Source organism: Pseudomonas sp. Pc102 (assembly GCF_018408275.1).
GTDB lineage: Bacteria > Pseudomonadota > Gammaproteobacteria > Pseudomonadales > Pseudomonadaceae > Metapseudomonas > Metapseudomonas tohonis.
Window position 1 is genome coordinate 3,655,309 of sequence record NZ_AP021905.1, and the last position, 21,397, is coordinate 3,676,705.

General features: G+C 67.5%; 22 protein-coding genes. 12 read left to right on the forward strand and 10 right to left on the reverse strand.

All coding sequences use genetic code 11. The features are described from left to right. The first annotated feature begins 109 nt into the window (after nucleotides 1–109). Together PHLH3_RS16805 and PHLH3_RS16810 are read left to right on the forward strand one after the other, a co-directional pair. Nucleotides 110–376, forward strand: a complete 267-nt coding sequence (locus PHLH3_RS16805) for a hypothetical protein (RefSeq protein ID WP_213625019.1) — start codon at nucleotides 110–112, stop codon at nucleotides 374–376. A gap of 247 nt (nucleotides 377–623) precedes the next feature. Further along, the gene (locus PHLH3_RS16810) at nucleotides 624–854 is read left to right on the forward strand and encodes a hypothetical protein (protein WP_111262897.1); all 231 of its coding nucleotides are present in this window, start codon (nucleotides 624–626) and stop codon (nucleotides 852–854) included. A gap of 10 nt (nucleotides 855–864) precedes the next feature. Here PHLH3_RS16810 and PHLH3_RS16815 read toward each other — a convergent pair whose 3' ends face one another. Then, on the reverse strand, nucleotides 865–1,287 hold the full coding sequence (locus PHLH3_RS16815) for a hypothetical protein (RefSeq protein ID WP_213625020.1): 423 nt from the start codon (nucleotides 1,285–1,287) through the stop codon (nucleotides 865–867). 229 nt (nucleotides 1,288–1,516) lie between these two features. Here PHLH3_RS16815 and PHLH3_RS16820 point away from each other — a divergent pair, with 229 nt between their 5' ends. After that, complete coding sequence (locus tag PHLH3_RS16820; protein ID WP_213625021.1) at nucleotides 1,517–1,789, forward strand: hypothetical protein; 273 nt, start codon at nucleotides 1,517–1,519, stop codon at nucleotides 1,787–1,789. Nucleotides 1,790–1,870: 81 nt separating this feature from the next. Here the strand turns inward: PHLH3_RS16820 and metC are convergent, their stop codons facing one another. Continuing rightward, complete coding sequence (gene metC / locus PHLH3_RS16825) at nucleotides 1,871–3,052, reverse strand: cystathionine beta-lyase (RefSeq protein ID WP_213625022.1); 1,182 nt, start codon at nucleotides 3,050–3,052, stop codon at nucleotides 1,871–1,873. 961 nt (nucleotides 3,053–4,013) lie between these two features. On the opposite strand from metC, the gene PHLH3_RS16830 reads away from it, so the two are divergent. Next, the gene (locus tag PHLH3_RS16830; RefSeq protein ID WP_173175874.1) at nucleotides 4,014–4,205 is read left to right on the forward strand and encodes a hypothetical protein; all 192 of its coding nucleotides are present in this window, start codon (nucleotides 4,014–4,016) and stop codon (nucleotides 4,203–4,205) included. A 24-nt stretch (nucleotides 4,206–4,229) separates the two neighbouring features. On the opposite strand, the gene PHLH3_RS16835 is transcribed toward PHLH3_RS16830, so the two are convergent. Further along, nucleotides 4,230–5,174, reverse strand: a complete 945-nt coding sequence (locus PHLH3_RS16835; protein WP_213625023.1) for a p-hydroxyphenylacetate 3-hydroxylase reductase component — start codon at nucleotides 5,172–5,174, stop codon at nucleotides 4,230–4,232. A gap of 66 nt (nucleotides 5,175–5,240) precedes the next feature. Then, nucleotides 5,241–6,413: a p-hydroxyphenylacetate 3-hydroxylase oxygenase component gene (locus PHLH3_RS16840; RefSeq protein ID WP_213625024.1), complete on the reverse strand. Its 1,173-nt coding sequence runs from the start codon at nucleotides 6,411–6,413 to the stop codon at nucleotides 5,241–5,243. A 279-nt stretch (nucleotides 6,414–6,692) separates the two neighbouring features. Between PHLH3_RS16840 and PHLH3_RS16845 the strand changes: the two genes are divergently transcribed. Continuing rightward, on the forward strand, nucleotides 6,693–7,901 hold the full coding sequence (locus PHLH3_RS16845; protein ID WP_213625025.1) for an MFS transporter: 1,209 nt from the start codon (nucleotides 6,693–6,695) through the stop codon (nucleotides 7,899–7,901). Nucleotides 7,902–7,910: 9 nt separating this feature from the next. Here the strand turns inward: PHLH3_RS16845 and PHLH3_RS16850 are convergent, their stop codons facing one another. The 4 genes from PHLH3_RS16850 to PHLH3_RS16865 all read right to left on the reverse strand — a co-directional run bounded on the left by PHLH3_RS16850 (nucleotide 7,911) and on the right by PHLH3_RS16865 (nucleotide 12,103). Further along, nucleotides 7,911–9,080 carry a Bcr/CflA family multidrug efflux MFS transporter gene (locus PHLH3_RS16850; RefSeq protein ID WP_213625027.1) on the reverse strand — a complete coding sequence of 390 codons (1,170 nt, stop codon included), beginning with the start codon at nucleotides 9,078–9,080 and terminating at the stop codon, nucleotides 7,911–7,913. Nucleotides 9,081–9,226: 146 nt separating this feature from the next. After that, nucleotides 9,227–10,549: a TRAP transporter large permease gene (locus PHLH3_RS16855; protein WP_213625028.1), complete on the reverse strand. Its 1,323-nt coding sequence runs from the start codon at nucleotides 10,547–10,549 to the stop codon at nucleotides 9,227–9,229. Then, entirely contained in the window at nucleotides 10,546–11,079 is a 534-nt protein-coding gene (locus PHLH3_RS16860; RefSeq protein WP_213625029.1) for a TRAP transporter small permease, read from the reverse strand. The genes PHLH3_RS16855 and PHLH3_RS16860 overlap by 4 nt, the downstream gene beginning before the upstream one ends. A gap of 4 nt (nucleotides 11,080–11,083) precedes the next feature. After that, a complete protein-coding gene (locus tag PHLH3_RS16865) occupies nucleotides 11,084–12,103 on the reverse strand; it encodes a TRAP transporter substrate-binding protein (protein ID WP_213625030.1) in 1,020 nt (339 codons plus the stop codon). A 336-nt stretch (nucleotides 12,104–12,439) separates the two neighbouring features. Between PHLH3_RS16865 and PHLH3_RS16870 the strand changes: the two genes are divergently transcribed. Next, a complete protein-coding gene (locus PHLH3_RS16870) occupies nucleotides 12,440–13,696 on the forward strand; it encodes an OprD family porin (RefSeq protein ID WP_173175858.1) in 1,257 nt (418 codons plus the stop codon). A gap of 222 nt (nucleotides 13,697–13,918) precedes the next feature. Here PHLH3_RS16870 and hpaA read toward each other — a convergent pair whose 3' ends face one another. Together hpaA and hpaR are read right to left on the reverse strand one after the other, a co-directional pair. Continuing rightward, nucleotides 13,919–14,812, reverse strand: a complete 894-nt coding sequence (hpaA, locus tag PHLH3_RS16875) for a 4-hydroxyphenylacetate catabolism regulatory protein HpaA (RefSeq protein ID WP_173175856.1) — start codon at nucleotides 14,810–14,812, stop codon at nucleotides 13,919–13,921. A 25-nt stretch (nucleotides 14,813–14,837) separates the two neighbouring features. After that, complete coding sequence (gene hpaR, locus PHLH3_RS16880; RefSeq protein WP_111264628.1) at nucleotides 14,838–15,260, reverse strand: homoprotocatechuate degradation operon regulator HpaR; 423 nt, start codon at nucleotides 15,258–15,260, stop codon at nucleotides 14,838–14,840. Between the two features lie 298 nt (nucleotides 15,261–15,558). Here hpaR and PHLH3_RS16885 point away from each other — a divergent pair, with 298 nt between their 5' ends. The 6 genes from PHLH3_RS16885 to PHLH3_RS16910 all read left to right on the forward strand — a co-directional run bounded on the left by PHLH3_RS16885 (nucleotide 15,559) and on the right by PHLH3_RS16910 (nucleotide 21,390). Then, nucleotides 15,559–16,215 (forward strand): fumarylacetoacetate hydrolase family protein, encoded by a 657-nt coding sequence (locus tag PHLH3_RS16885; RefSeq protein WP_213625031.1) that lies wholly within the window; start codon nucleotides 15,559–15,561, stop codon nucleotides 16,213–16,215. A 10-nt stretch (nucleotides 16,216–16,225) separates the two neighbouring features. Further along, nucleotides 16,226–16,996, forward strand: a complete 771-nt coding sequence (locus PHLH3_RS16890) for a fumarylacetoacetate hydrolase family protein (RefSeq protein ID WP_173175844.1) — start codon at nucleotides 16,226–16,228, stop codon at nucleotides 16,994–16,996. A 5-nt stretch (nucleotides 16,997–17,001) separates the two neighbouring features. Next, a complete protein-coding gene (gene hpaE / locus PHLH3_RS16895; protein ID WP_213630590.1) occupies nucleotides 17,002–18,462 on the forward strand; it encodes a 5-carboxymethyl-2-hydroxymuconate semialdehyde dehydrogenase in 1,461 nt (486 codons plus the stop codon). Nucleotides 18,463–18,583: 121 nt separating this feature from the next. Beyond that, nucleotides 18,584–19,507 carry a 3,4-dihydroxyphenylacetate 2,3-dioxygenase gene (gene hpaD / locus PHLH3_RS16900; protein ID WP_213625032.1) on the forward strand — a complete coding sequence of 308 codons (924 nt, stop codon included), beginning with the start codon at nucleotides 18,584–18,586 and terminating at the stop codon, nucleotides 19,505–19,507. A 98-nt stretch (nucleotides 19,508–19,605) separates the two neighbouring features. Beyond that, nucleotides 19,606–19,998 (forward strand): 5-carboxymethyl-2-hydroxymuconate Delta-isomerase, encoded by a 393-nt coding sequence (locus PHLH3_RS16905; protein ID WP_044405200.1) that lies wholly within the window; start codon nucleotides 19,606–19,608, stop codon nucleotides 19,996–19,998. A gap of 81 nt (nucleotides 19,999–20,079) precedes the next feature. Continuing rightward, nucleotides 20,080–21,390, forward strand: coding sequence for an MFS transporter (locus tag PHLH3_RS16910; protein WP_044405203.1), 1,311 nt, complete (start codon nucleotides 20,080–20,082; stop codon nucleotides 21,388–21,390). The last annotated feature ends 7 nt before the right edge of the window (nucleotides 21,391–21,397 follow it).

Genomic DNA, 21,397 nt, shown 5'->3' on the forward strand with positions numbered 1-21,397 from the left:
CAACGACGTGACCCGGCTCACGCCGACGGCATTTACAGCGGCGGGATTTGGCCTACGCTGAGCCGTGACCCGATGGTCAGCTTGCATCCACTTCAAGGAGGAAACGGATATGACGCTGGGTATGGCCGATATCGGCAAGCTCTTCACCCTCTACATGCCCGCCTACATGTGCGAGGCGACCCGCCTGGACAGCGGTACCCTCTCCCTGCAGTTCACCGGGCGCGTCGACCTGGACGTGATCACCCTCCACGGCATGACCCTGGCCGAACTCTCCTCGCCCCTGGCGATCCGGAAGCTGAGCAAGGTGCTCAACGAGGAATTCGCCATCGCCATCGCCAACCGGCGCAGCTTCCGCCCACGCACCTGCGGTGCCTGAATCGCAGCAGTCCTGGGCCGACGACCGCCCTCGGCAGCTCCCATGCGTACCGCATTGCACGGAGCCGGAACCTGGAGGGCCACTCGCCGCTCCAACCCCTTGGTCGCAGGCGAGCCTGCCTGCATCCCCGTGTGCGGGCACGACCCGAAGCGACGAAAAATACCGGTTCGGACTGGCGCAGGCCCCGGTTCTCGCGGCACTATCGCTGCTGGATTGAGAGCCGGGTTCGCCAACAAGGAAGGCTGCAATGCATTACTTCGACATCCAGTACAAGCTCAGGGGCGTGCCGAGAAGCCTTCGCGTGCGCCACACCGAGAAGGAAATGGGGCTGGAGCTGGCCCTGGCGCACATCATCGCCGAGCACCGTGGGCAGCTCGAGGTGGACCGCAACCTGGGCGGCTCGTCCTTCGAGAACAAGGTGCTCGCCTCCCAGGAAATCGGCGTATCAGGGGTCACCACGCACCTGGTCGAGAACTGACCCGAGGCCCTCAGGCCGCGATCAGCGGCCAGCGATCCTGGATGAACTCGCAGCCCTGCGGCGGCTGCCCGATCACCACATAGACCCGGCGCTCCCGCTCCGCTTCCAGCAACACCCCCTGCAGGCACTGGCTGGCCACGAGGTCGAACCAGTGCGGCTGCTGGGCCCTGTCCCTTTCCATGTAGCGCTGCACGGCGATCCTCACCGCCTGGGGCCGATAGCGCTCCCAGGCCTCCAGCGTCATGCAGTTCTCCCGCGCCCAGCCGCTGGCGGGCAAGGCTCCGGGCTGCCGTGGCCGGCGCCCCCAGGCAATCCATTCGATGGAACCGTCGGGCTGCACCACGGGCAGCTCCGCCCTGGGGCTCTGGAAATAGATCCGCCTTGCCCTGCCGTTCCCGGTGAAGCGACCCGCCACTTCGACGCCTCCGCACATGACACCCCCTGAAGGTGGATACCGACAGGAGATTGACCGCGAAAAGGCCCATCCGCTGCATGCTGCCACGCGCCCTTCGTCGCCGTGTTGCAAGAACGCTCAAGCCCGGGGGTTGCAGCAGATGGCTAGCATTGCCTGACTCGCTGGTTCTGCTAGTTTTGCGCTCTTGATATCAAGGGGTCATCGGCGTGCCGGTGCAGGACGGAATGGGGCGGGGCCGCAGGCGCTTATGGAATGGTTGATCAGCTACAGCTTCAAGGGTGAAGCCCGCCACATGAAGATGAACACGCGGGACATACCCAATATCAAGGCCATCGGCTTTTCCATCTACACGCTCGAATTCCCCGGCAAGGCCCGCCCCTCACGCTCCAGCGAGGCCATCCAGGACTGGCTGACCGACTGCGGCATCGAGGTCACCGATGTGCGCCTGCTACGCCGCTCCGCAGGCCCCGGCCCGGAAGCGCCCTACAGCCAGCTGCTGCCGGGGCGCGACGGCACCTGAGCCAGCCCGCCCCGAGAGGCCGGGCAGCCGCACCCTTGCGGGAGCCCGCACACCCATCGCGCGCTCCCTTCCTGACCCGGATCAGCCTGCCGCGCGAAGGCGCTCGAAGCCGCGCGCCAGGTCGTTCTTCAGGTCGTCCATGTCCTCCAGGCCGACCTGCAGCCTCAGGGCGAAACCTTCCGCCTGCCAGTGCGTCGCGGTGCGGTAGGTGCGGCAATCGAAGGGGATCACCAGGCTCTCGTAGCCGCCCCAGGAGAAGCCCATGCTGAAGATCGACAGGTTGTCGAGCATCGCCGCCAGGCCGTCGCGGCTGTAGCCGGGGGCCAGCACGATGGAGAACAGCCCGGACGATCCCTTGAAATCACGCTTCCAGTGGGCGTGGCCCGGGCAGCTCTCGAAGGCCGGGTGCAGCACGCGGGAGACCTCGGGGCGCTCGCTCAGCCAGCGGGCCAGCTCCAGGCCGCGCCGCTCCGCCTCCTTGAGCCGCAGGAACAGCGTGCGCATGCCACGCAGCGCCTGCACGCAGTCCTCCGCACCGGGCAGCATCGACATGGCGTCGTAGGTGGCGCGCAACGCCGGCCAGCAGGCCTGGTTGGCCGTCACCAGGCCGAGCAGGATGTCGGAGTGGCCGCCCAGGTACTTGGTGCCGGCCTCCACGGTCAGGTCGATGCCGTGGTCGTGGCCACGGAAGAAGATCGGCGTGGCCCAGGTGTTGTCGAGGATGGTCTTCACGCCGTGACGGCGGGCGATTTCGACCATCGCCGGGATGTCCTGCACCTCGAAGGTCTGCGAACCCGGCGCCTCGAGGAACAGGGTGCTGGTGTCCGGCCCGATCAGGCGCTCGATGTCGGCGCCGATCATCGGGTCGTAGTAGGTGGTGGTCACGCCGTAGCGGGCCAGCATCTGGTTGCAGAAGTTGCGCGTCGGCCGGTAGACGCTGTCGGGCACCAGGATGTGGTCGCCCGCCTTGGTGGTGCTGAACAGCGCCAGGGCCACGGCGCCCAGGCCCGAGGACGACAGCACGGTGCCCTCGGCGCCGGTCAGCTGGGTCCAGGCGTCCTCCAGGTGGGCGATGGTCGGCGACCCCGCCGTGCCGTAGGAGAAGCGACTGCGCCGGGCCTCGATGTCGTCCAGCGTCTTGTAGATGATGGTCGAGCCCTTGTAGAGCGGCGCGTTGACGAAGCCGAACTGCTCCGCCGGGTCGCGGCCGAGCATGGTCAGCTGGGTGCTGATGTCGAATTTCGAAATATCGTCTTTGTTCATTGCGAGGCGGGCCAGGATCGTCGAAGCAGCCGATGCTACCTGAAGCCTGCCCGTGGTTCACGAAGGCGTCCCAACACCGACCGGCCTGGTAGCGCTAGGTTTGGCCGCTGCTCCAACCTCCTCGCCAGCCTCTTCATCGCCGTGCGCATCAGGCTCGGCGCGCAACGGCTCCCGTAGGGTGGCGTAGAGCGAAGCGAAACCCACGGGGCGGGGCGTTACAGGGCGTCATGAAGGCTCTGTCTGCGTTAAGTATTGCTAGAAGATTTCGAGCCCAGCTGCTTACTGAGCTCTGCTGATAGTTTTTGTTTCGCCCCCCCGGGCGAGTCTCTTTTGGCAGTCGCCCCAAAAGAAACCAAAAGGGCTTGCCCCATCATCCGGCCCGACTGCGTCGGGTGCCCTCACTCCGTCGTCGCTCTGGGGGCCGGCGCGAAGGGCCATCCATGGCCAGTCGCGCCTCTCGTGGCATCCATGCCACTCGTCCCCCGGCGCAACGACTGCGTTCGGCCTCCTGGAGGGGCGTTGGCGGCTGCTCCAACTTGCCCGCTCGAATCCTCACATTGACGTGCGCCCCCCAGCGTGCACGTGGCGGCCGCTTTCGTAGGATGGCGTAGAGCGAAGCGAAACCCATGCGGCACAGGTAACAGAAACCCTCGGACGCCCGGAAGGACCGTGCTTGAGCGCTTGCTTTGAATCCACAACAGCTGACGCAGACAGAGCCAATGAAAACGTCACAGGTCCGACATGAAACCGTCATCCAACCCCACGAAGATGGCCCTGCATCCAACGGCAGATGGATGCATGCAGAATGCTTCTGATTGGCAGGCCCGCCTGGGCATGGACCGACCTCTTGCAGGTCGGTTTTTTTTGCCTGGAACATCCTTCACCGCCAGCCAGGAGCGCTGCAACCTCAGCGCAACATTCCTCCCCTAGGCTGCGCACAGTTTTCCCCGAGGCCGAACCCGTGACACGCGTTGCAAGAGATCTGCGCAAGAACCTGGAAAGAGTCGCCATCCACAACGAGGACGCCGCCATCGCCGTGATGCGCGCCGCCGACCGAATCGGCGACGAGTCCCTGCGCCAGCAACTGTTCATCGTCATCCAGCGCATGAACCAGGACGCCCTGGACCTGCGCGCCATGCGCGACGCCGTCTGACGCGCGCCTGGCCGCCCCGACGGCTCAGGCCTCGCCGAGGCAGGCGATGGCCCGCAGCACGTCCCTGAACGCCTCGATCTGCTGTTCGCTGAAGCGCGAGAACACCCGTTCCTGCTGCTGCTCGGCGATCTCCCAGAGGGTTTCCGCCTGGTCCATGCCCACCGGGGTCAGGCTGCACCCGCTGGGATCGCCGCAGAGCATGCCCTTGCGGGTCAGCGTGTCCACCGCCGCCTCGATCTCCCGCGTCGGCATCGCCACCAGTTGCTGCAGCGCGGACATGTCCAGGCTGGCGTCCTTCTCCAGCACCATCAGCATGCGCGCCTCGCTGGTGCGCAGGCCGGTGGCGAGCTGCCGCGGCTGGTAGTCCTCCTGGTAGCTGCGCACCGCCTGGGTCATCAGGTAGTAGAGGTTGTGGCTGAGGCGCCCCTGGAAGGCGGTACGGGTGGCCGCCTCGTTCTTCTTCAGCAGGCGCGGATGGGGCAGCACCGCCGAATAGGCACCCTGGTGATAGAGCAGCGGCGCGCGACCGAAATCGTCGAAGGCGACGACCTTGCCGATCAGGATCCAGTGATCACCGCCGTCCAGCTCCTGATACTTCTCGCACTGAAAGCGCGCGGCGCACTCCTCCAGCAGCGGCACACCACCGGCCCCCTCCTCCACGCGCAGCCCGGCGAAGCGGTCCTCGCTGGGGCGGGCGAACTGGTTGGAAATGTCGATCTGGTCGGCGGCCAGCACGTTCACCGCGAAGTGCCCGGCGCGGGAAAACACCTCGTGGCTGGTGGCGCGCTTGTCGATGCTCCAGAGCACCAGCGGCGGGTCCAGCGACACCGAGTTGAAGCTGTTGGCGGTCATGCCCACGCGGCGCCCGTCGGCGGCGGCGGTCATGACGGTCACTCCGGTGGCGAAATTGCCCAGGGCACGGCGGAAGGCACGCGGGTCGAAGCCCGCTTCATTGTTCTGTTGGGTCATGGCGAATCCTCGCAACCGGGCAACGCCCGGCTGGCAGGTGGACGATCGGGGTGGAGGCGGAGCCGGTCAGACCATGCTCGGGTCGGGTTCGAGGCCCATCAGTTCGCGACCGAGGATCTGCGCGCACACGTCGTAGTCGGTGTAGGCGTGGGCGCCGGTCATGTGAGCGTCGCGGAACAGGCGCTGCATCTCGTTGGACTCGAACCAGGCGGTGCCGCCGGCGGCCTCGAACAGGCGGTCCACCGCCTGGATGCACATCTTCACCGCGTAGGCCTGGTTGGTGCGCCAGAAGGCCAGGGTCTGGCGGTCCGGGTACTGATGGCGCTCACCGTGCTCGGCGTGCTCCTGCCAGGTCTTCTCCAGGAAGGCACGGGCAGCGGCGACCTGGTGGGTGGACTCGGCCAGGCGCATCAGCGCCGGGGTGGCGGTGCCGACGCTGACGCCGGTGTAGGCGCGTACGCGGTTCTTGGTCTTCTCGGCGAAGGCCACCAGCATGCGCTCGGCGACGCCCAGGCTGATGGCCGCGAAGCCGCTGGCGAAGTACGGGCGATAGGGGGCGTAGAAGATCTTGCTGTCCGGGTACAGGCCGAAGCCGGCGGAGCGGCCTTCCATCATGTCCTTGGCCGCTTCGATACGGTGGTCGGGGATGAACACATCCTTGAGGATCAGGGTCTTGGTGCCACTGCTGCGCATGCCGGCGACGAACCAGTCGTCACGGATCTCGTAGTCGGCGCGGGGCACCACGCCGAAGCAGTAGACCGGCGGTTCGCCCTCGCCCGCCGGACGGCGGAAGCCGACGATGGCCCATTCGGCATGGTCGCAACCGCTGCTCCAGCCCAGCTCGCCGTTGAGGATGATGCCGCCCTCGACGTTCTCCGCCTTGCCGAACGGCGCGATGCTGCTGCTCGCGGTGGCGTCCGGGTTCTCGCCCCAGATCTCGTCCTGCAGGCGCTTGGAGAACATCGCCAGCTGGTGGCTGTGGGTGCACAGCAGGCTGAAGGCCCAGGCAGTGCCCCCGCAGGCGCCGGCCAGGGCGACCACGCAGTCGGCGAATTCCGGCAGGGAGACCTCCAGGCCGCCATAGGCCTTGGGCTGGAGGGCCCGGTGCATGCCGATGCCCTTGAGCAGGGCGATGTTCTCGGCGGGCACCATGCGCTCCTGCTCCGCGCGGGCGGCGTTGGCAGCGATGGCGGGCAGGATGGCACGGAGGTCGGCGAGCAGAGGATTTGGCTTTTTCATGCGGGATACCCAGTCTATTTATTGTTAGTCGCCACCGTTCGGGAGAAGCCCTGGCGCCCCTTGGTGAAAGGGCCCATGGCGGTGGCCTGGGGGTCATTATGAAGAGGTGGTGCCGGGCTAAAAATGCACGTTCCGGATACTCGATTGCACTTTTCATGGCCAATCGCCGGTTTCCGGCAACAGCGTCGCCCACGAACGCTTAATGTATTAACGATCCATCTTTTGCTTTAGCATTCACCGCCCAGAATCCAGCCCCCAAGCCCAGCCCGAACGCCCTCGATGATCCAGCTGCCCAACGCCCTGCGTGCCCTGCGCCATCGCAACTTCCGCCTCTATTTCACCGGTCATTGCATTTCCACCCTAGGCACCTGGATCCAGCAGGTGGCACTGGCCTGGCTGGTCTATCGCCTCACCGGCTCCGCCGCGCTGCTCGGCGTCACCACCTGCGCCGCCCTGCTGCCGCAGTTGCTGGTCGGTCCCTTCGCCGGTGCCTGGATCGACCGCCACGACAAGCGCCGCCTGCTGATCGTCGTCGAAGGCCTGCTCGGCCTGCAGGCCCTGAGCCTGGCGGCGCTCACCGCGAGCGGGATGATCGGCCCGACCCTGCTGGTGGCCATGGCCGCCCTGCTCGGCGTGCTCAACGCGGTGGACACGCCGCTGCGCCAGTCGCTGCTCAGCCAGTTCGTCGACGACCGTGCGGACCTGCCCAATGCCCTGGCCCTGAACGCCATGCTCTTCACCCTCTCGCGCTTCATCGGCCCGCCGCTGGCCGGGCTGCTGCTCGGCTTCGTCAGCGAGGCGGTGTGCTTCGCCCTCAACGCCGTGTCCTACCTCGCGTTGATGACCGGGCTGCTGTGGGTGCGCATGGCGCCGACGCCAAGGGCGGCGGGCTCGTTCCGCAACGTCTTCGGCGAGGGGCTGGAATACGCACGACGCGACCCGAAGATCCGCCTGATGATCCTCAGCGTGCTGGCCCTGAACCTCACCGCGTCGAGCTACGTGGTGCTGCTGCCGGTGTTCGCCAAGGACATCTTCGGCGGCGACGCCACCACCCTCGGCTGGCTCTGGGGCGCGGCCGGGGCCGGCTCGCTGCTGTCGAGCATAGTGCTCGCCAGCCACGCCGGCGGCAACGCCCTGTCGCGGCTGATCCTGCTCTCCTCCGCCGCCTGCGGGCTGGCCATGCTGGTCTTCGCCTGGAGCAGCCACCTGCCGCTGTCGCTGGCGGCCATGGCGGTGCTCGGCTTCGGCATCTCCTGCAGCAACGTCGGCACCAACATCATCCTGCAGAGCAGCGCCCCGGAAGCCTTGCGCGGCCGTGTCGTGGCGCTCTACACCTCCACCCGATTCGGCTTCGATGCCCTGGGCGGCCTCGCTGCCGGCCTGCTCGCCTCGCACCTCGGCGCCCCGCCGGTACTGGCCCTGGGGGGCACGCTGCTGCTCGGCTACTGCCTGTGGCTGGCCCGCCACTCGAGCAGGATCCCAACGTAGCCGGCTGGCTCAGCGCCGGGCGAAGGTCGCTGCAACCAGGCAACAGGCTCCACAGCCGCCCATCACCAGTGCCATCGGCAGCGGCGTACCGTCGTAGAAGCTGCCCACCAGCGCGCTGGCCGCCGTGCCCAGGCCAAACTGGGTGGCTACCGCCAATCCCGCCGCCGCACCGGCGCGCTGGGGGAACTCGGCGAGCAGCGACGCCAGGCAGTTGGCCCCGAGCATGCCGGTGACGCTGACATAGAGCACCACGCACGCCACGATCGCAGGCAAGCCGCCCCACCCCGCCCCCACCAGCAGCACCAGGGCAAGCCCCGCCGTCGCCGCCACCAGCGCGCCGAGGAAGAGCAACCGGCGCGGCCCCAGCCGCCCCACTAGCCGCGCATTGAGCGTGGTGACGAGGATGATGCCGGCGATGTTCAGCCCGAACAGCCAGCCGTAGCCCTGGGGCGAGACGCCGAAGTGGCCGATGTAGACGAAGGGCGAGGCCGTGATGAAGGCGAACATGCCGGCGAAGCAGCTGCCCATGCAGAAGATGTAGCCCAGCGCCCGTGGCCGCAGCGCAAGGTGCCCATAGGCGATGAAGGCCGCAGCCAGGGAATGGCTGCGCGCCTGCGGCGGGTGGGTCTCGGGAATCTTCAGCGCCACCGCCGCCAGGCACAGCCCGGCGAAGCCCATCAGCAGCAGGAACAGCGAACGCCAGCCGGCGAGCAGCATCAGGTAGCCGCCCAGCAGCGGCGCCACCAGGGTGGCGAACATGGTCACCAGGTGCATCAGCGACAGCACCCGCGCCGCATCGCTCACAGGGAACAGATCACGCACGATGGCCCGCGCCAGCACCGAAGCCGCAGCGCCACCCAGGGCCTGCAGCAGGCGCCAGGCCAGCAGGTGCTCGACCTCGCCCGCCAGCGCGCAGCCCAGGCTGGCCACCAGGTAGAGAGCGATGCCGCCCAGCAGCAGGCGCCGCCGGCCGAAACGGTCCGACAGCGGCCCATAGGCCAGCATCCCGAGGCACAGCCCGGCGAGGAACACGCCGATGGTCATCTGCACCCGCGCCTCCGGCGCCCCCAGGTCATGGGCGATCAGCGGCAGGCTGGGCAGGTACATGTCGATGGACAGCGGCCCGAAGGCCACCAGGGCGGCGAGCAGCAGGATCAGGCGCTTGGGGTTGGCGGTCATGGGGTTCCTGGGTGTCGTTCGGGTGGGTGAGGCGCCGGGCTGTTCAGTGGGTCCCCGCGTTCGCGGGGATGACAGGGTCGGGTACGGACGCTTTGCATGACCGTCACCCTCGCGAACGCGAGGGCCCACTCAGGAAGCCAGGTCGATCAGAGGCTCAGCAGCCACAGGCTCAGGCCCGGGAAGGCCACCAGCAGGACGATGCGCGCCAGGTCCGAGCAGAGGAACGGCACGATGCCCCTGGCGGTCTCGCCGTAGGGCACGTCGCCGGCGGCACGCTGGACGATGAACAGGTTCATGCCCAGGGGCGGATGGATCAGGCCGATCTCCACCACCATCAGCGCGAGGATGCCGAACCAGATGGACTTGTCGGACTCGCTCAGGCCGAAGAAATCCAGGCCCATGATCATCGGGTAGAAGATCGGGATGGTCAGCAGGATCATCGCCAGCGAATCCATCACGCAGCCCAGTGCCAGGTACAGGCCGAGGATGATCACCAGCACCAGCATCGGAGCCAGGCCGCTGCCGATCACCCAGGCCGCCAGCTCGCCCGGCATCTGGGTCAGCGCCAGGCCGGAGTTGAGCAGGTCCGCGCCCAGCAGCACGAGGAAGATCATCGCCGAGGTTTCCGCCGTGCCCAGCAGGCTGGCGCGCATGCCCTTCCAGCGCATGCCGCCCTGGGTGACGGCGAGGATGCCGCAGGCCGCCGCGCCGATGGAGGCCGCCTCGGTGGGGTTGGCCCAGCCGCCGTAGATGCCGACGATCACCACCAGGAACACGCCGATCACCGGCAGCACGTTGACCAGCGCGCGGCCGCGCTCGGCCAGCGATGCCCTGGGCGAGACGGTGGCCTGGGACTCGTCCCGCGCCACCATGATCCGCAGCACCAGCACGTAGCCGATGATGGCGATCACCCCCGGCACCACGGCGGCGACGAAGAGCTTGGCGATGGATTCCTGGGTCAGCACCGCATAGATGATCAGCGGCACCGACGGCGGGATGAGGATGCCCAGGGTGCCGCCGGCCGCCACGGTCGCGGTGGCCAGGCGCCCGGAATAGTTGTGCCGGCGCAGCTCGGGCAGCGCCACGTGGCTCATGGTCGCCGCGGTGGCCAGGGAGGAGCCGCAGATGGCGCCGAAGCCCGCACAGGCGCCGATGGCGGACATGCCCATGCCGCCCTTCCAGTGGCCGATGAAGGCCGAGGCGCAGCGGAAGATCGAGCGCGACAGGCCGCCGTGGGTGGCGAACTGGCCCATCATCACGAACAGCGGGATCACCGCCAGGTCGTAGTTGGACAGGCGCGAATAGGCCAGGTCGTTGAGGGTGAACAGCAGGCTCGACAGGTCGCCGTCGTTGACCGCCCAGAAGCACGCCGCGCCGCCGACCAGCATGGTCAGGCCGATGTGAACCCGCAGCAGCAACAGGGTCATGGTGATCGCCAGTGCGATCAGCCCCAGGGCCAGGCCGCTCATGCCTCACCTCCCGCACCGCCCAGCACCCGCGCCACCCGGGCCAGGGCACAGAGCCCCAGGAGCACCAGGCTCGGCACGATCAGCGCCAGCGGAATCCACAACGGGATCGACAGCAGCGTGGTGACGTCGCCGAACTCGCGGTTGTCGAGCATCTGCAGGCTGGTGCGCCAGGCCAGCAGCCAGGCCACCGCGCAGCACAGCAGGTGGGCGAAGGCGTCCAGCACCCGGCGTACCCCGGCGGGCAGCCAGTTGGTCAGCGCGTCCACGCGGATGTGCGTGCCGCGCAGCTCGCACAGCGGCAGGAAGGCGGCGATGGCCACCGCAGCCCCCACCTCCACCAGTTCCATGTCGCCACGGATGGGCGTGGAGAACAGCTTGCGGCCGACGATGGAGACCACCGACATGCAGACCAGGGCCAGGATGATGCCGCCGCCCGCCAGGGCGAAACCATGAGTGACGCGCAGCAGGGCCCGGCGTACCAGGCCCCCCTGATCGCGCGCGTCGAGATCGAAATGCAGCGATTCCTTCATGGCCTCAGTGCCCCGAGCCGGCCAGGGTGCGCACGGCTTCCACCAGCGCCTTGCCGTCCAGCCCCTTGGCATCCGCCTCGTCGATCCAGCCCTGCACCGCGCCCTCGGATGCCTTGCGCATCTCGCCGTAGGCGGCGTCGTCCAGCACCACCAGGCCGTCGGCCGGCGTCGCGTCGTGGGCCTTGGCGGTGGCCGCATCCCAGGCGGTGGCGAAACGCTCGGACAGCGCCTTGCCGCTGTTGCGCTCGATGATCGCCTGCAGGTCCGCCGGCAGGCTGTCGAAGCGGCGCTGGTTCATCAGCATGGTCAGCACCGTGTAGCCGAAGGCCGGTTGCCCGGCGGGCACGTCGCTGTGGAACTGGGTCACCTCGTCGAGCTTGGTCGCCGGCACCACTTCCCAGGCGGCGAGCGCGCCATCCACCACGCCCTTGGAGATGGCCTCGGTCATCTGTGCCGGCGGCATGCTCACCGGGGTCGCGCCCAGGCTCTCCACGGTCTTCGCCGCCGTACGGCTGGAGGCGCGCAGCTTGAGCCCGGCCAGGTCGGCCAGGGTGCGCACCGGCTTGCCCCGGGCGTGCAGGCTCATGCCGCCGTCACCGTGCACCACCAGCACCTTGTAGCCCTTGAAGTCGTCCCGGGCGTAGTGCTCGTAGAAGTCCCAGATGATCGCGTTGCCGGCCTTGCCGCCCATGGGCAGGACGAAGGGCAGCTCCAGCGCCTCGACCCGGGGGAACTTGCCGGCGGAATAGGCCGGCGCGGTCCAGACGATGTCCGCCACGCCGTTGCGCGCCATGTCCGCGAGCTTCGCCGGGGTGCCACCCAGCTGCATCGACGGGTAGAGCTGGCACTTCAGGCGGTCGCCCGACTCCTGGCGCAGTTGCTCGCACCAGGGCTCGATGATGTTGAGCTGGGCGTTGGAGGTGGATGGCAGGAAGTGGGCGACCTTGAGGGTGATGGTCTCGGCCTGGGCCGAACCGGCGCCGAGCAGCGCCGCGCACAGCGCGGGAATTGCGAGGGATTTCATGGCGATAGCTCCGTCTTGTTGTTGTAGCCAGTCACGTCGGCGCTGGCGGCTGGGAAGCGAATACCGTTAATACATTAATTTTTATCGCTTGCCTGTCAACAGAAAGAAGCGACCCTGGCGGGTATACGAAAGGCTAAAGTGATTTATCAGGAATATTAAATCCCTATTTTTCAGATATTTATAGAATATTTTAGATGTAGATTATCAAGTCTCTCTCTCGAAACGCCTTTCAAGGCATATTGTTAATATTTTAATTAATGACTAGATTGCGCGGGCCGACGCCACGGCTAGAGCGAGGCGTTCGGCCCCGACAGACCTTTCCTAGAGACAAGAACAATGACCAGGAAAATACGCACGACCCACGCCCTCACCTGCCTGCTGGCGACCCTCGCCGGCAGCGCCCACGCAGACCTCGTCAAGGACAGCAAGGCCAGCATCGAGGCTCGCAACATGTACATGAACCGCGACTTCCGCCAGGGCGGAGCGCCCCAGGCCAAGGCCGAGGAATGGGCCCAGGGCTTCACCGCGCGCTTCGAGTCCGGCTTCACCGAAGGCACCATCGGCGTCGGCCTCGACGCCATCGGCCAGGTGGCGATCAAGCTCGACTCCAGCCGCGACCGTCGCGGCACCGGCCTGCTGGCCTACGGCGCCCAGAGCCTGGAGCCCGAGGACAACTACAGCGAGCTGGGCCTGACCGCCAAGCTGCGCGCCTCCAGGAGCGTGCTGCGCATCGGCACCCTGCAGCCGCAGTTGCCGGTGGCGGCCTACAACGACGTGCGCCTGCTCTCCTCCACCTACGCCGGCGGCCTGCTCACCTCGCAGGAATTCGACGGCCTGACGCTCAACCTGGGGCGGCTGGAGAAGATCAACCTGCGGGATTCGTCGAGCAACGACGAGATGAACTACGGCGGCGTGGAAAGCGCGCACCTGGACCTGCTCGGCGGCAGCTACGCGCTCAGCCCGGCGCTGACGCTGAGCTACTACCACGCACAGATGCAGGACATCTATCGCCAGCACTACCTCGGCCTGGTGCACAACGCCACCCTCGGCGAGGGCATCACCCTGAAGACCGACCTGCGCTACTTCGACACGGGCGAGGACGGCGAGCACCGCTATCGCAGCGCCGCGCGGGTTGACGGCGGGCGCATCGACAACCGCTTCTTCAACGGCATGGTCACCCTCGGCATGGGCGCCCACAAGTTCGGCCTCGGCTACCAGAACCTCTCCGGCGACGGTGATTTCGCCTACCCGGGGCTGGACCCCTACTCGGTGAACCTGGTGACCTTCAACGTCTTCACCAAGGCCGAGACCGATGCCTGGCAGGCGCGCTACGACTTCGACTTCGTCGCCCTCGGCGTACCCGGCCTGAGCTTCATGACCCGCTACGTCAGCGGCAGGAACGTGCAGACCGCCACGGTGCAGGACGGCCGCGAGTGGGAGCGTGACACCGACCTCGTCTACACCTTCCAGGACGGATCGCTGAAGGGCCTCAACATCCGCCTGCGCAACGCCACCTTCCGCTCCGGCGACGGCCTGCGCACCGACGTCGACGAGAACCGCCTGATCATCGGCTACACCCTGCCGCTGTTCTGATTGTCGCGTGCGGTAAGCGGAGTCGCTGGCGAGCGATCCACCAGGAGAGCTTCGCGAGCAGAGCTCGCTCCTACAAACCCATGCCCGGTGCACGCTCCCTCCCGTGGGAGCGGATTCATCCGCGAAGCGATGTGCAAGGACTCCCCGGACTGAAGTCCGGGCTACGGTGCCCCTTGGACCCTGTAGCCTGGGCTTCAGCCCGGGAACGGAGCTGGCACGAACCTACCCCCCGTTACGCGCCCGGTACTCGCCGGGCGTGATGCCGGCATGGCGGGAGAAGAAGCGGCTGAAGTAGGCCGGGTCCTTGAAGCCCAGCTGGTAGCAGATCTCGTTCACCGAGCCGCCGGTGAACAGCAGCAGCCGGCGCGCCTCCTGCATCAGGCGCTCATGCACCAGGCGCTTGGAGGGCAGGCCCGCGACCCGGCGGCAGATGTCGTTGAGGCGCGCCTCGGTGACGCCGATCTGCCGCGCATAGTCGGCCAGCGACCAATGCTGCGGGTAGTGCTCCTCGATCAGCGCGTTGAAGCGGTGGAAGAACTGCAGGTCGTCCCGCCGCGCCGGCTGCGCCTTGAGCGAACGGGTGGAGAGGCGCAGCAGGCTGATGAAGATCAGCCGGGTCAGCGCCTCCAGACTTTCCGCGCGGCCGGAGTGCTGGCTGCGGAACTCATCGCCAAGGTAGTCGAACAGCTGGTCGAGGCGCCGCACCTCGGCGGCAAAGCTCTCGTCCAGCTCGTCGAAGGCCACGCAGACGGCACCGATCTGCGGCCCGGCGGCCAGGCCGCGCCCGGCATCCAGCAGCGGCCACACCAGTTGCTGGCGCACGGTCAGCACATGGCCGTCGGCGTCCGCCTCGGTGACGAAGGAATGGGGGATGGTCGGCGGGGTGAGGAAGAACAGCGGCCCCTGGCGGTGGTACTGCTGCTCGTCGAGGTAGACGCGCACCGAGCCGCTCTTCACGTAGTGCACCTGGAAGAAGCGGTCGTGACGGTGCACCGGCATGTTGCGGCCGAAGAAGTCGGCCAGCCGGCCCAGTTGCTCGTAGTGCACGTCGGCATCGGCGTAGCGCTGGTCGTAGACCTGGCCGATGTCGATATTGGGAATCGGGGAAGACGCCATGGTCCGCAGCCTCACCCGATCGCCATCAAGGTTTTATCTGCTTGAGCTCGTTCAGCAGCCCCAGCAGTTGCTGCAGCTTCTCTTCGCCGAACTGTTCCTGGATGCGCTGGTAGTTGCTCTCCATGCCGTCGCTCATGGACACGAAGCACTGCTGCCCCTGCTCGGTCAGGCCTACGTAGACGCGGCGCTGGTCCTGGGGGGACTTCCAGCGCCGGACGATGCCGTCGCGCTCCATGCGCACCAGCACGCCGGTCATGCTCGGCTTGAGGATGCAGGCCTGGTGCGCCAGCTGGTGGCTCTCCATCTCGCCGTTCTGCCGCAGGATGCGGATCACCCGCCATTGCTGCTCGGTCAGCCCGTGCTGGTTGAGCAGTGGGCGGAAGAACCCCATCGCCGCCTCGCGTGCCTGCAGGAGGGTCAGGGTCAGGGAAGGTCTGGGCGTTGCCATGTGTGCTCCGGATGAACGCGATGGCGGATTTAAGCAACAACCGGCGCCACGAAGCAAACCCCCGCGCGCCTTGTCACGCCCGGTCAAGGCCTTGGCAGGAATGGACAATCCGCGGGCTGCGGCGGGGTTTCTAATGGGCTCGTCGATCACATCGTCCTTTGGTAGGGCTTGATCATCGTTAATATATTAATTATAAAGTTAGCATGTTAACGAAATGACTTCGGGCGCCGCTCCTACACCGTCATGAGCGCGCCCTCTTTTCTTCCGGGGATGACCCCGTAGCTTCAGGAGTGAACCCATGCGTCGCGCAACCAGCGAAGCCGCTACCGGTACCCTGTTCGGCGTCGCGCTGAACTACAGGGGCCTGCTCGAAAGCCGCCTGGCCGAGTTCGACCAACCGCCTTACCAGAAGCCGCCGGTCAAGCCGGTGCTCTTCATCAAGACCCCGAACACCCGCAACCACGACGGCGGCGCCGTGCCCTTCCCGGCCGGCGAGCGCCTGCAGCCGGGCCCGGCCCTGGGCGTGGTGATCGGCCGCGACGCCAGCCGCGTCGGCGCCGAGGACGCCCTGGCCCACGTGGCCGGCTACGTCATCGTCAACGAGTTCAGCCTGCCGGAAACGAGCTACTACCGCCCGGCGGTGAAAGCCAAGTGCCGCGACGGCTTCTGCGCCCTCTCCGATGAGCTGGTGCCGGTCGAGGGCATCGGCAACCCGCACGCCCTGGGCATCCGCCTGCGGGTGAACGGCGAGCTGCGCCAGGAGAACATCACCGCCAACCTGGTGCGCAGCATCCCCCAGCTGATCGCCGAGATCAGCGAGTTCATGACCCTGCACGAAGGCGACGTGCTGATCACCGGCACCCCGGAAGGCCGTGTCGACGTGCAGCCCGGCGATGAGGTGGTGGTGGAGATCGACGGCCTCGGCCGCCTCGCCAACACCGTGGTTGCGGAATAAGGAGTCCCTGATGAAACACGCACGCATCCGATACCAGGGCGACATCCACGCCGTGACCGTCGAAGACGGCAACGCCGTCCGCCTCGCCGATGGCCGCCTGCTGGCCGAAGACCAGGTCGAGTGGCTGCCCCCGGCCACCGGCAGCATGTTCGCCCTCGGCCTGAACTACGCCGACCACGCCGCCGAACTGGCCTTCAAGGCGCCCACCGAGCCGCTGGCCTTCATCAAGTCCCCCGGCACCTACACCGGCCACAACCAGGTGACCTGGCGCCCGGACAACGTCGCCTACATGCACTACGAGTGCGAACTGGTGGCGGTGATCGGCAAGCCCGCGCGCAACGTCAAGCGCGAGGACGCCCTGCAGTACCTGGCCGGCTACACCGTCTGCAACGACTACGCCATCCGCGACTTCCTCGAGAACTACTACCGCCCCAACCTGCGGGTGAAGAACCGCGACTGCACCACCCCGGTCGGCCCCTGGATCGTCGACGCCGCCGACGTGCCGGACCCGTCGAAGCTCAGGCTGCGCACCTGGATCAACGGCGAGCTGAAGCAGGAAGGCACCACCGCCGACATGATCTTCGACATCCCCTACCTGATCGAATACTTCTCCAGCTTCATGACCCTGCAGCCGGGCGACATGATCGCCACCGGCACGCCGGAGGGCCTGGCCGACGTGGTGCCGGGCGATGAAGTGGTGGTGGAAGTGGAAGGCGTCGGCCGCCTGGTCAACCGAATCGTCAGCGAAGCCCAGTTCTTCGCCCGCAAACAAGAGGCATGAGCAGCATGATCAAGCACTGGATCAACGGCCAGGAAGTCGAAAGCAAAGAGACCTTCGTCAACTACAACCCGGCCACCATGGACGCCATCGGTGAAGTCGCCAGCGGCGGCGCCGAGGAGATCGCCGCGGCCGTCGCCGCCGCCAAGGACGCCTTCCCCAAGTGGGCCAACACCCCGGCCAAGGAGCGCGCCAGGCTGATGCGCAAGCTGGGTGAGCTGATCGATGCGAACGTGCCCAAGCTGGCCGAGCTGGAGACCCTGGACACCGGCCTGCCAATCCACCAGACGAAGAACGTGCTGATCCCCCGCGCCTCGCACAACTTCGAGTTCTTCGCCGAGGTCTGCACCCGCATGGACGGCCACAGCTACCCGGTGGACGACCAGATGCTCAACTACACCCTCTACCAGCCGGTGGGCGTGTGCGGCCTGGTCTCCCCGTGGAACGTGCCGTTCATGACCGCCACCTGGAAGACCGCACCCTGCCTGGCCCTGGGCAACACCGCCGTGCTGAAGATGAGCGAACTGTCGCCGCTGACCGCCAACGAACTGGGTCGCCTGGCGCTGGAAGCCGGCATCCCCAAGGGCGTGCTCAACGTGGTGCAGGGTTACGGCGCCACCGCCGGCGACGCCCTGGTCCGCCACCCGGACGTGCGCGCCATCTCCTTCACCGGCGGCACCGCCACCGGCCGCAAGATCATGCAGACCGCCGGCCTGAAGAAGTACTCCATGGAGCTGGGCGGCAAGTCCCCGGTGCTGATCTTCGATGACGCCGACCTCGACCGCGCCCTCGACGCCGCGCTGTTCACCATCTTCTCGCTCAACGGCGAGCGCTGCACCGCCGGCAGCCGCATCTTCATCCAGGAGACCGTCTACGACCGCTTCGTCGCCGAGTTCGCCGCCCGCGCCAAGCGCCTGATCGTCGGCGACCCGCAGGACCCGAAGACCCAGGTCGGCTCGATGATCACCCAGGCCCACTACGACAAGGTCACCGGCTACATCCGCATCGGCATCGAGGAAGGCGCCACCCTGCTGGCCGGCGGCCTGGAGCGCCCGGCCAACCTGCCCGCGCACCTGTCCAGGGGCCAGTTCATCCAGCCCACCGTCTTCGCCGACGTGGACAACCGCATGCGCATCGCCCAGGAAGAGATCTTCGGCCCGGTGGTGTGCCTGATGACGTTCAAGGACGAGGCCGAGGCCCTGCGCCTGGCCAACGACACCGAATACGGCCTGGCCTCCTACATCTGGACCCAGGACATCGGCAAGGCCCACCGCCTGGCCCGTGGCATCGAAGCCGGCATGGTGTTCATCAACAGCCAGAACGTGCGCGACCTGCGCCAGCCGTTCGGCGGTGTGAAGGGCTCCGGCACCGGCCGCGAAGGCGGCCAGTACAGCTTCGAAGTGTTCGCCGAGATCAAGAACGTGTGCATTTCCATGGGGAGCCACCACATTCCCCGCTGGGGGCTGTGAGGCGCCGCGCCCCTTCTCGCCTTCGAGGAAGGGGCGCAGGATAACGATTACCGAGCGTGCACCGACAATCACAATGAACCCTGAAGGCCCGGCGGCGGGCCTTCCACTCGGAGTAACGACCATGGGCAAACTCGCTCTGGCTGCCAAGATCACCCACGTACCCTCCATGTACATCAGCGAGCTCGAAGGCCCGCGCAAGGGCTTCCGCAAGGCGGCCATCGACGGCCATATCGAGATCGGCCGGCGCTGCCGCGAGCTGGGCGTGGACACCCTGGTGGTGTTCGACACCCACTGGCTGGTCAACGCCAACTACCACATCAACTGCGGCAAGCAGTTCCAGGGGCTGTACACCAGCAACGAGCTGCCGCACTTCATCGCCAACATGGAGTACGCCTTCCCCGGCAACCCCGAGCTGGGCCACCTGCTGGCGGCGGAATGCAACCGCCTCGGCGTGGAGACCATGGCCCACGACGCCACCACCCTGGCGCCCGAGTACGGCACCCTGGTGCCCATGCGCTACATGAACACCGACCAGCACTTCAAGGTGATCTCGGTCTCCGCCCTGTGCACCTCCCACTACCTCAACGACAGCGCCCGCCTCGGCTGGGCCATGCGCAAGGCCGTGGAAGAGCACTACGACGGCACCGTGGCCTTCCTCGCCAGCGGCTCGCTCTCCCACCGTTTCGCCCAGAACGGCCAGGCCCCGGAATTCGCCACGAAAATCTGGAGCCCCTTCCTCGAGACCCTCGACCAGCGCGTGATCCAGATGTGGGAAGCCGGCGAGTGGGAGGAGTTCTGCGGCATGCTCCCCGAGTACGCGGCCAAGGGCCACGGCGAAGGCTTCATGCACGACACCGCCATGCTGCTCGGCGCCCTGGGCTGGTCGAAGTACGACGGCCACGCCGAAGTCATCACCCCCTACTTCGCCGCCTCCGGCACCGGCCAGCTCAACGCCGTGTTCCCGGTCACGCCGCAGGACGGCTCGACCATCCCGCAAGCGCAAGCCTCCAACCCGGCCGGCGTCGCCTCCGCCAGCCGCCTTTAGCCCCCGTGGCGGCTGGCCCCGGCCCGCCGCCACGTACCCGAACGCCACGCCAGCCGGTGGCGGATGCGCAGCCGCCATCCGCACCAGAGGAGGTCCGCATGCCCCACTTCATCGCCGAATACACCCACAACATCGAAGCCGAGGCCGACCTGCCCGGCCTGTTCGAGAAGGTCCACGCCTGCCTGGGTGCCTCCGGGGTCTTCCCCCTCGGCGGCATCCGCAGCCGTGCCGTGCGCCTGGACACCTGGCGCATGGCCGACGGCCAGCACGACTACGCCTTCGTCCACATGACCCTCAAGGTGGGCGCCGGCCGCGACCTGGCCACCCGCCGCCAGGTGGCCGATGCGCTGTTCGAGGTGATCAGCGGCCACTTCGCCGCGCTCCAGGCCCGGCGCCTGCTGGCCCTCTCCTTCGAGATGACCGAGCTGGACGCCGAGCTCAACTACAAGCTCAACAACGTGCACGCCTTCCTCAAGGGCCAGGCCGGCTGACCCCCGGCCCACCGTCGGCGCGGGGTGGCAACGCCCCGCGCCGCGCACCACGACGCGACTCCCGACAAGAAGTACAAGACCATGAGCACCGCCCACACCGCCTGCCCCACCGGCGCTGACCACGCCACCCGCGACACCACCCACCGCACCGTCACCTGGCGGCTCATGCCGCTGCTGCTGGTGTGCTACCTGTTCGCCCACCTGGACCGCATCAACATCGGCTTCGCCAAGATGCAGATGAGCGCCGACCTGCAGTTCAGCGACACCGTCTACGGCTTCGGCGCCGGCCTGTTCTTCATCGCCTACGCCCTGTTCGGCGTGCCCAGCAACCTGGCCCTCGACCGCGTCGGCCCGCGCCGCTGGATCGCCACCCTGATGGTGGTCTGGGGCGTGCTCTCCACCAGCATGTTCCTGGTGCAGGGCGCCACCGGCTTCTACGTCCTGCGCTTTTTGCTGGGGGTCGCCGAGGCCGGCTTCTTCCCCGGCATCCTCGTCTACCTCAACCGCTGGTACCCGGCCCGCCGCCGCGCGCAGATCACCGCCCTGTTCGCCATCGCCGTGCCCATGGCCGGGGTCATCGGCGGGCCGCTGTCCGGCGCCATCCTCGAAGGCTTCCACGACGCCCTCGGCCTGCGCGGCTGGCAGTGGATGTTCCTCCTCGAAGGCGCCCCCGTGGTGCTGCTCGGCCTGCTGGTCTGGGCGCGCCTGCCGGAGCGCTTCGATGACGTCGCCTGGCTCGACGACGCCCAGAAGCGCCAGCTGCGCGAAGACATGGCCCAGGAGGAACAGCGCAAGCCGATCACCTCCTTCGCAGGCATCCTGCGCGACCGCCACGTCTGGCTGCTGGTGGCCATCTACTTCGCCGTGATGCTCGCGGTGAACACCCTGGCCTTCTGGATGCCCACCCTGATCCACGGCGCCGGCGTCGCCCGCGACAGCCAGGTCGGCCTGCTCAGCGCCGTGCCCTACCTCGCCGGGGTGTTCTTCATGCTCGCCTGCGGCCGCTCGTCGGACCGCCACCGCGAACGCCGCTGGCACCTCAGCGTGCCGCTGCTGATGTGCGCCGTGGGCATCGCCAGCAGCGGCCTCGCGCCCACCAGCGCGATCCCCGTGCTGGCCGGCCTGATCATCGCCGGCATGGGCGCCAGCGCCGCCCTGCCGATGTTCTGGCAGCTGCCGCCGGCCTTCCTCTCCGACAAGGCCCAGGCCGCCGGCATCGGCCTCATCAGCTCCTTCGGCAGCATCGCCTCGTTCCTCGCGCCCTACCTCATCGGCTGGATGCGCGACACCACCCAGAGCGCCAGCCTCGCGCTGTTCGTCCTGGCCTTCTTCATCGCCCTCGGCGCCGGACTGGTGCTGCGCACCCCGGCTGCCCTGGTCAACCCACGCTAAGAGAGAC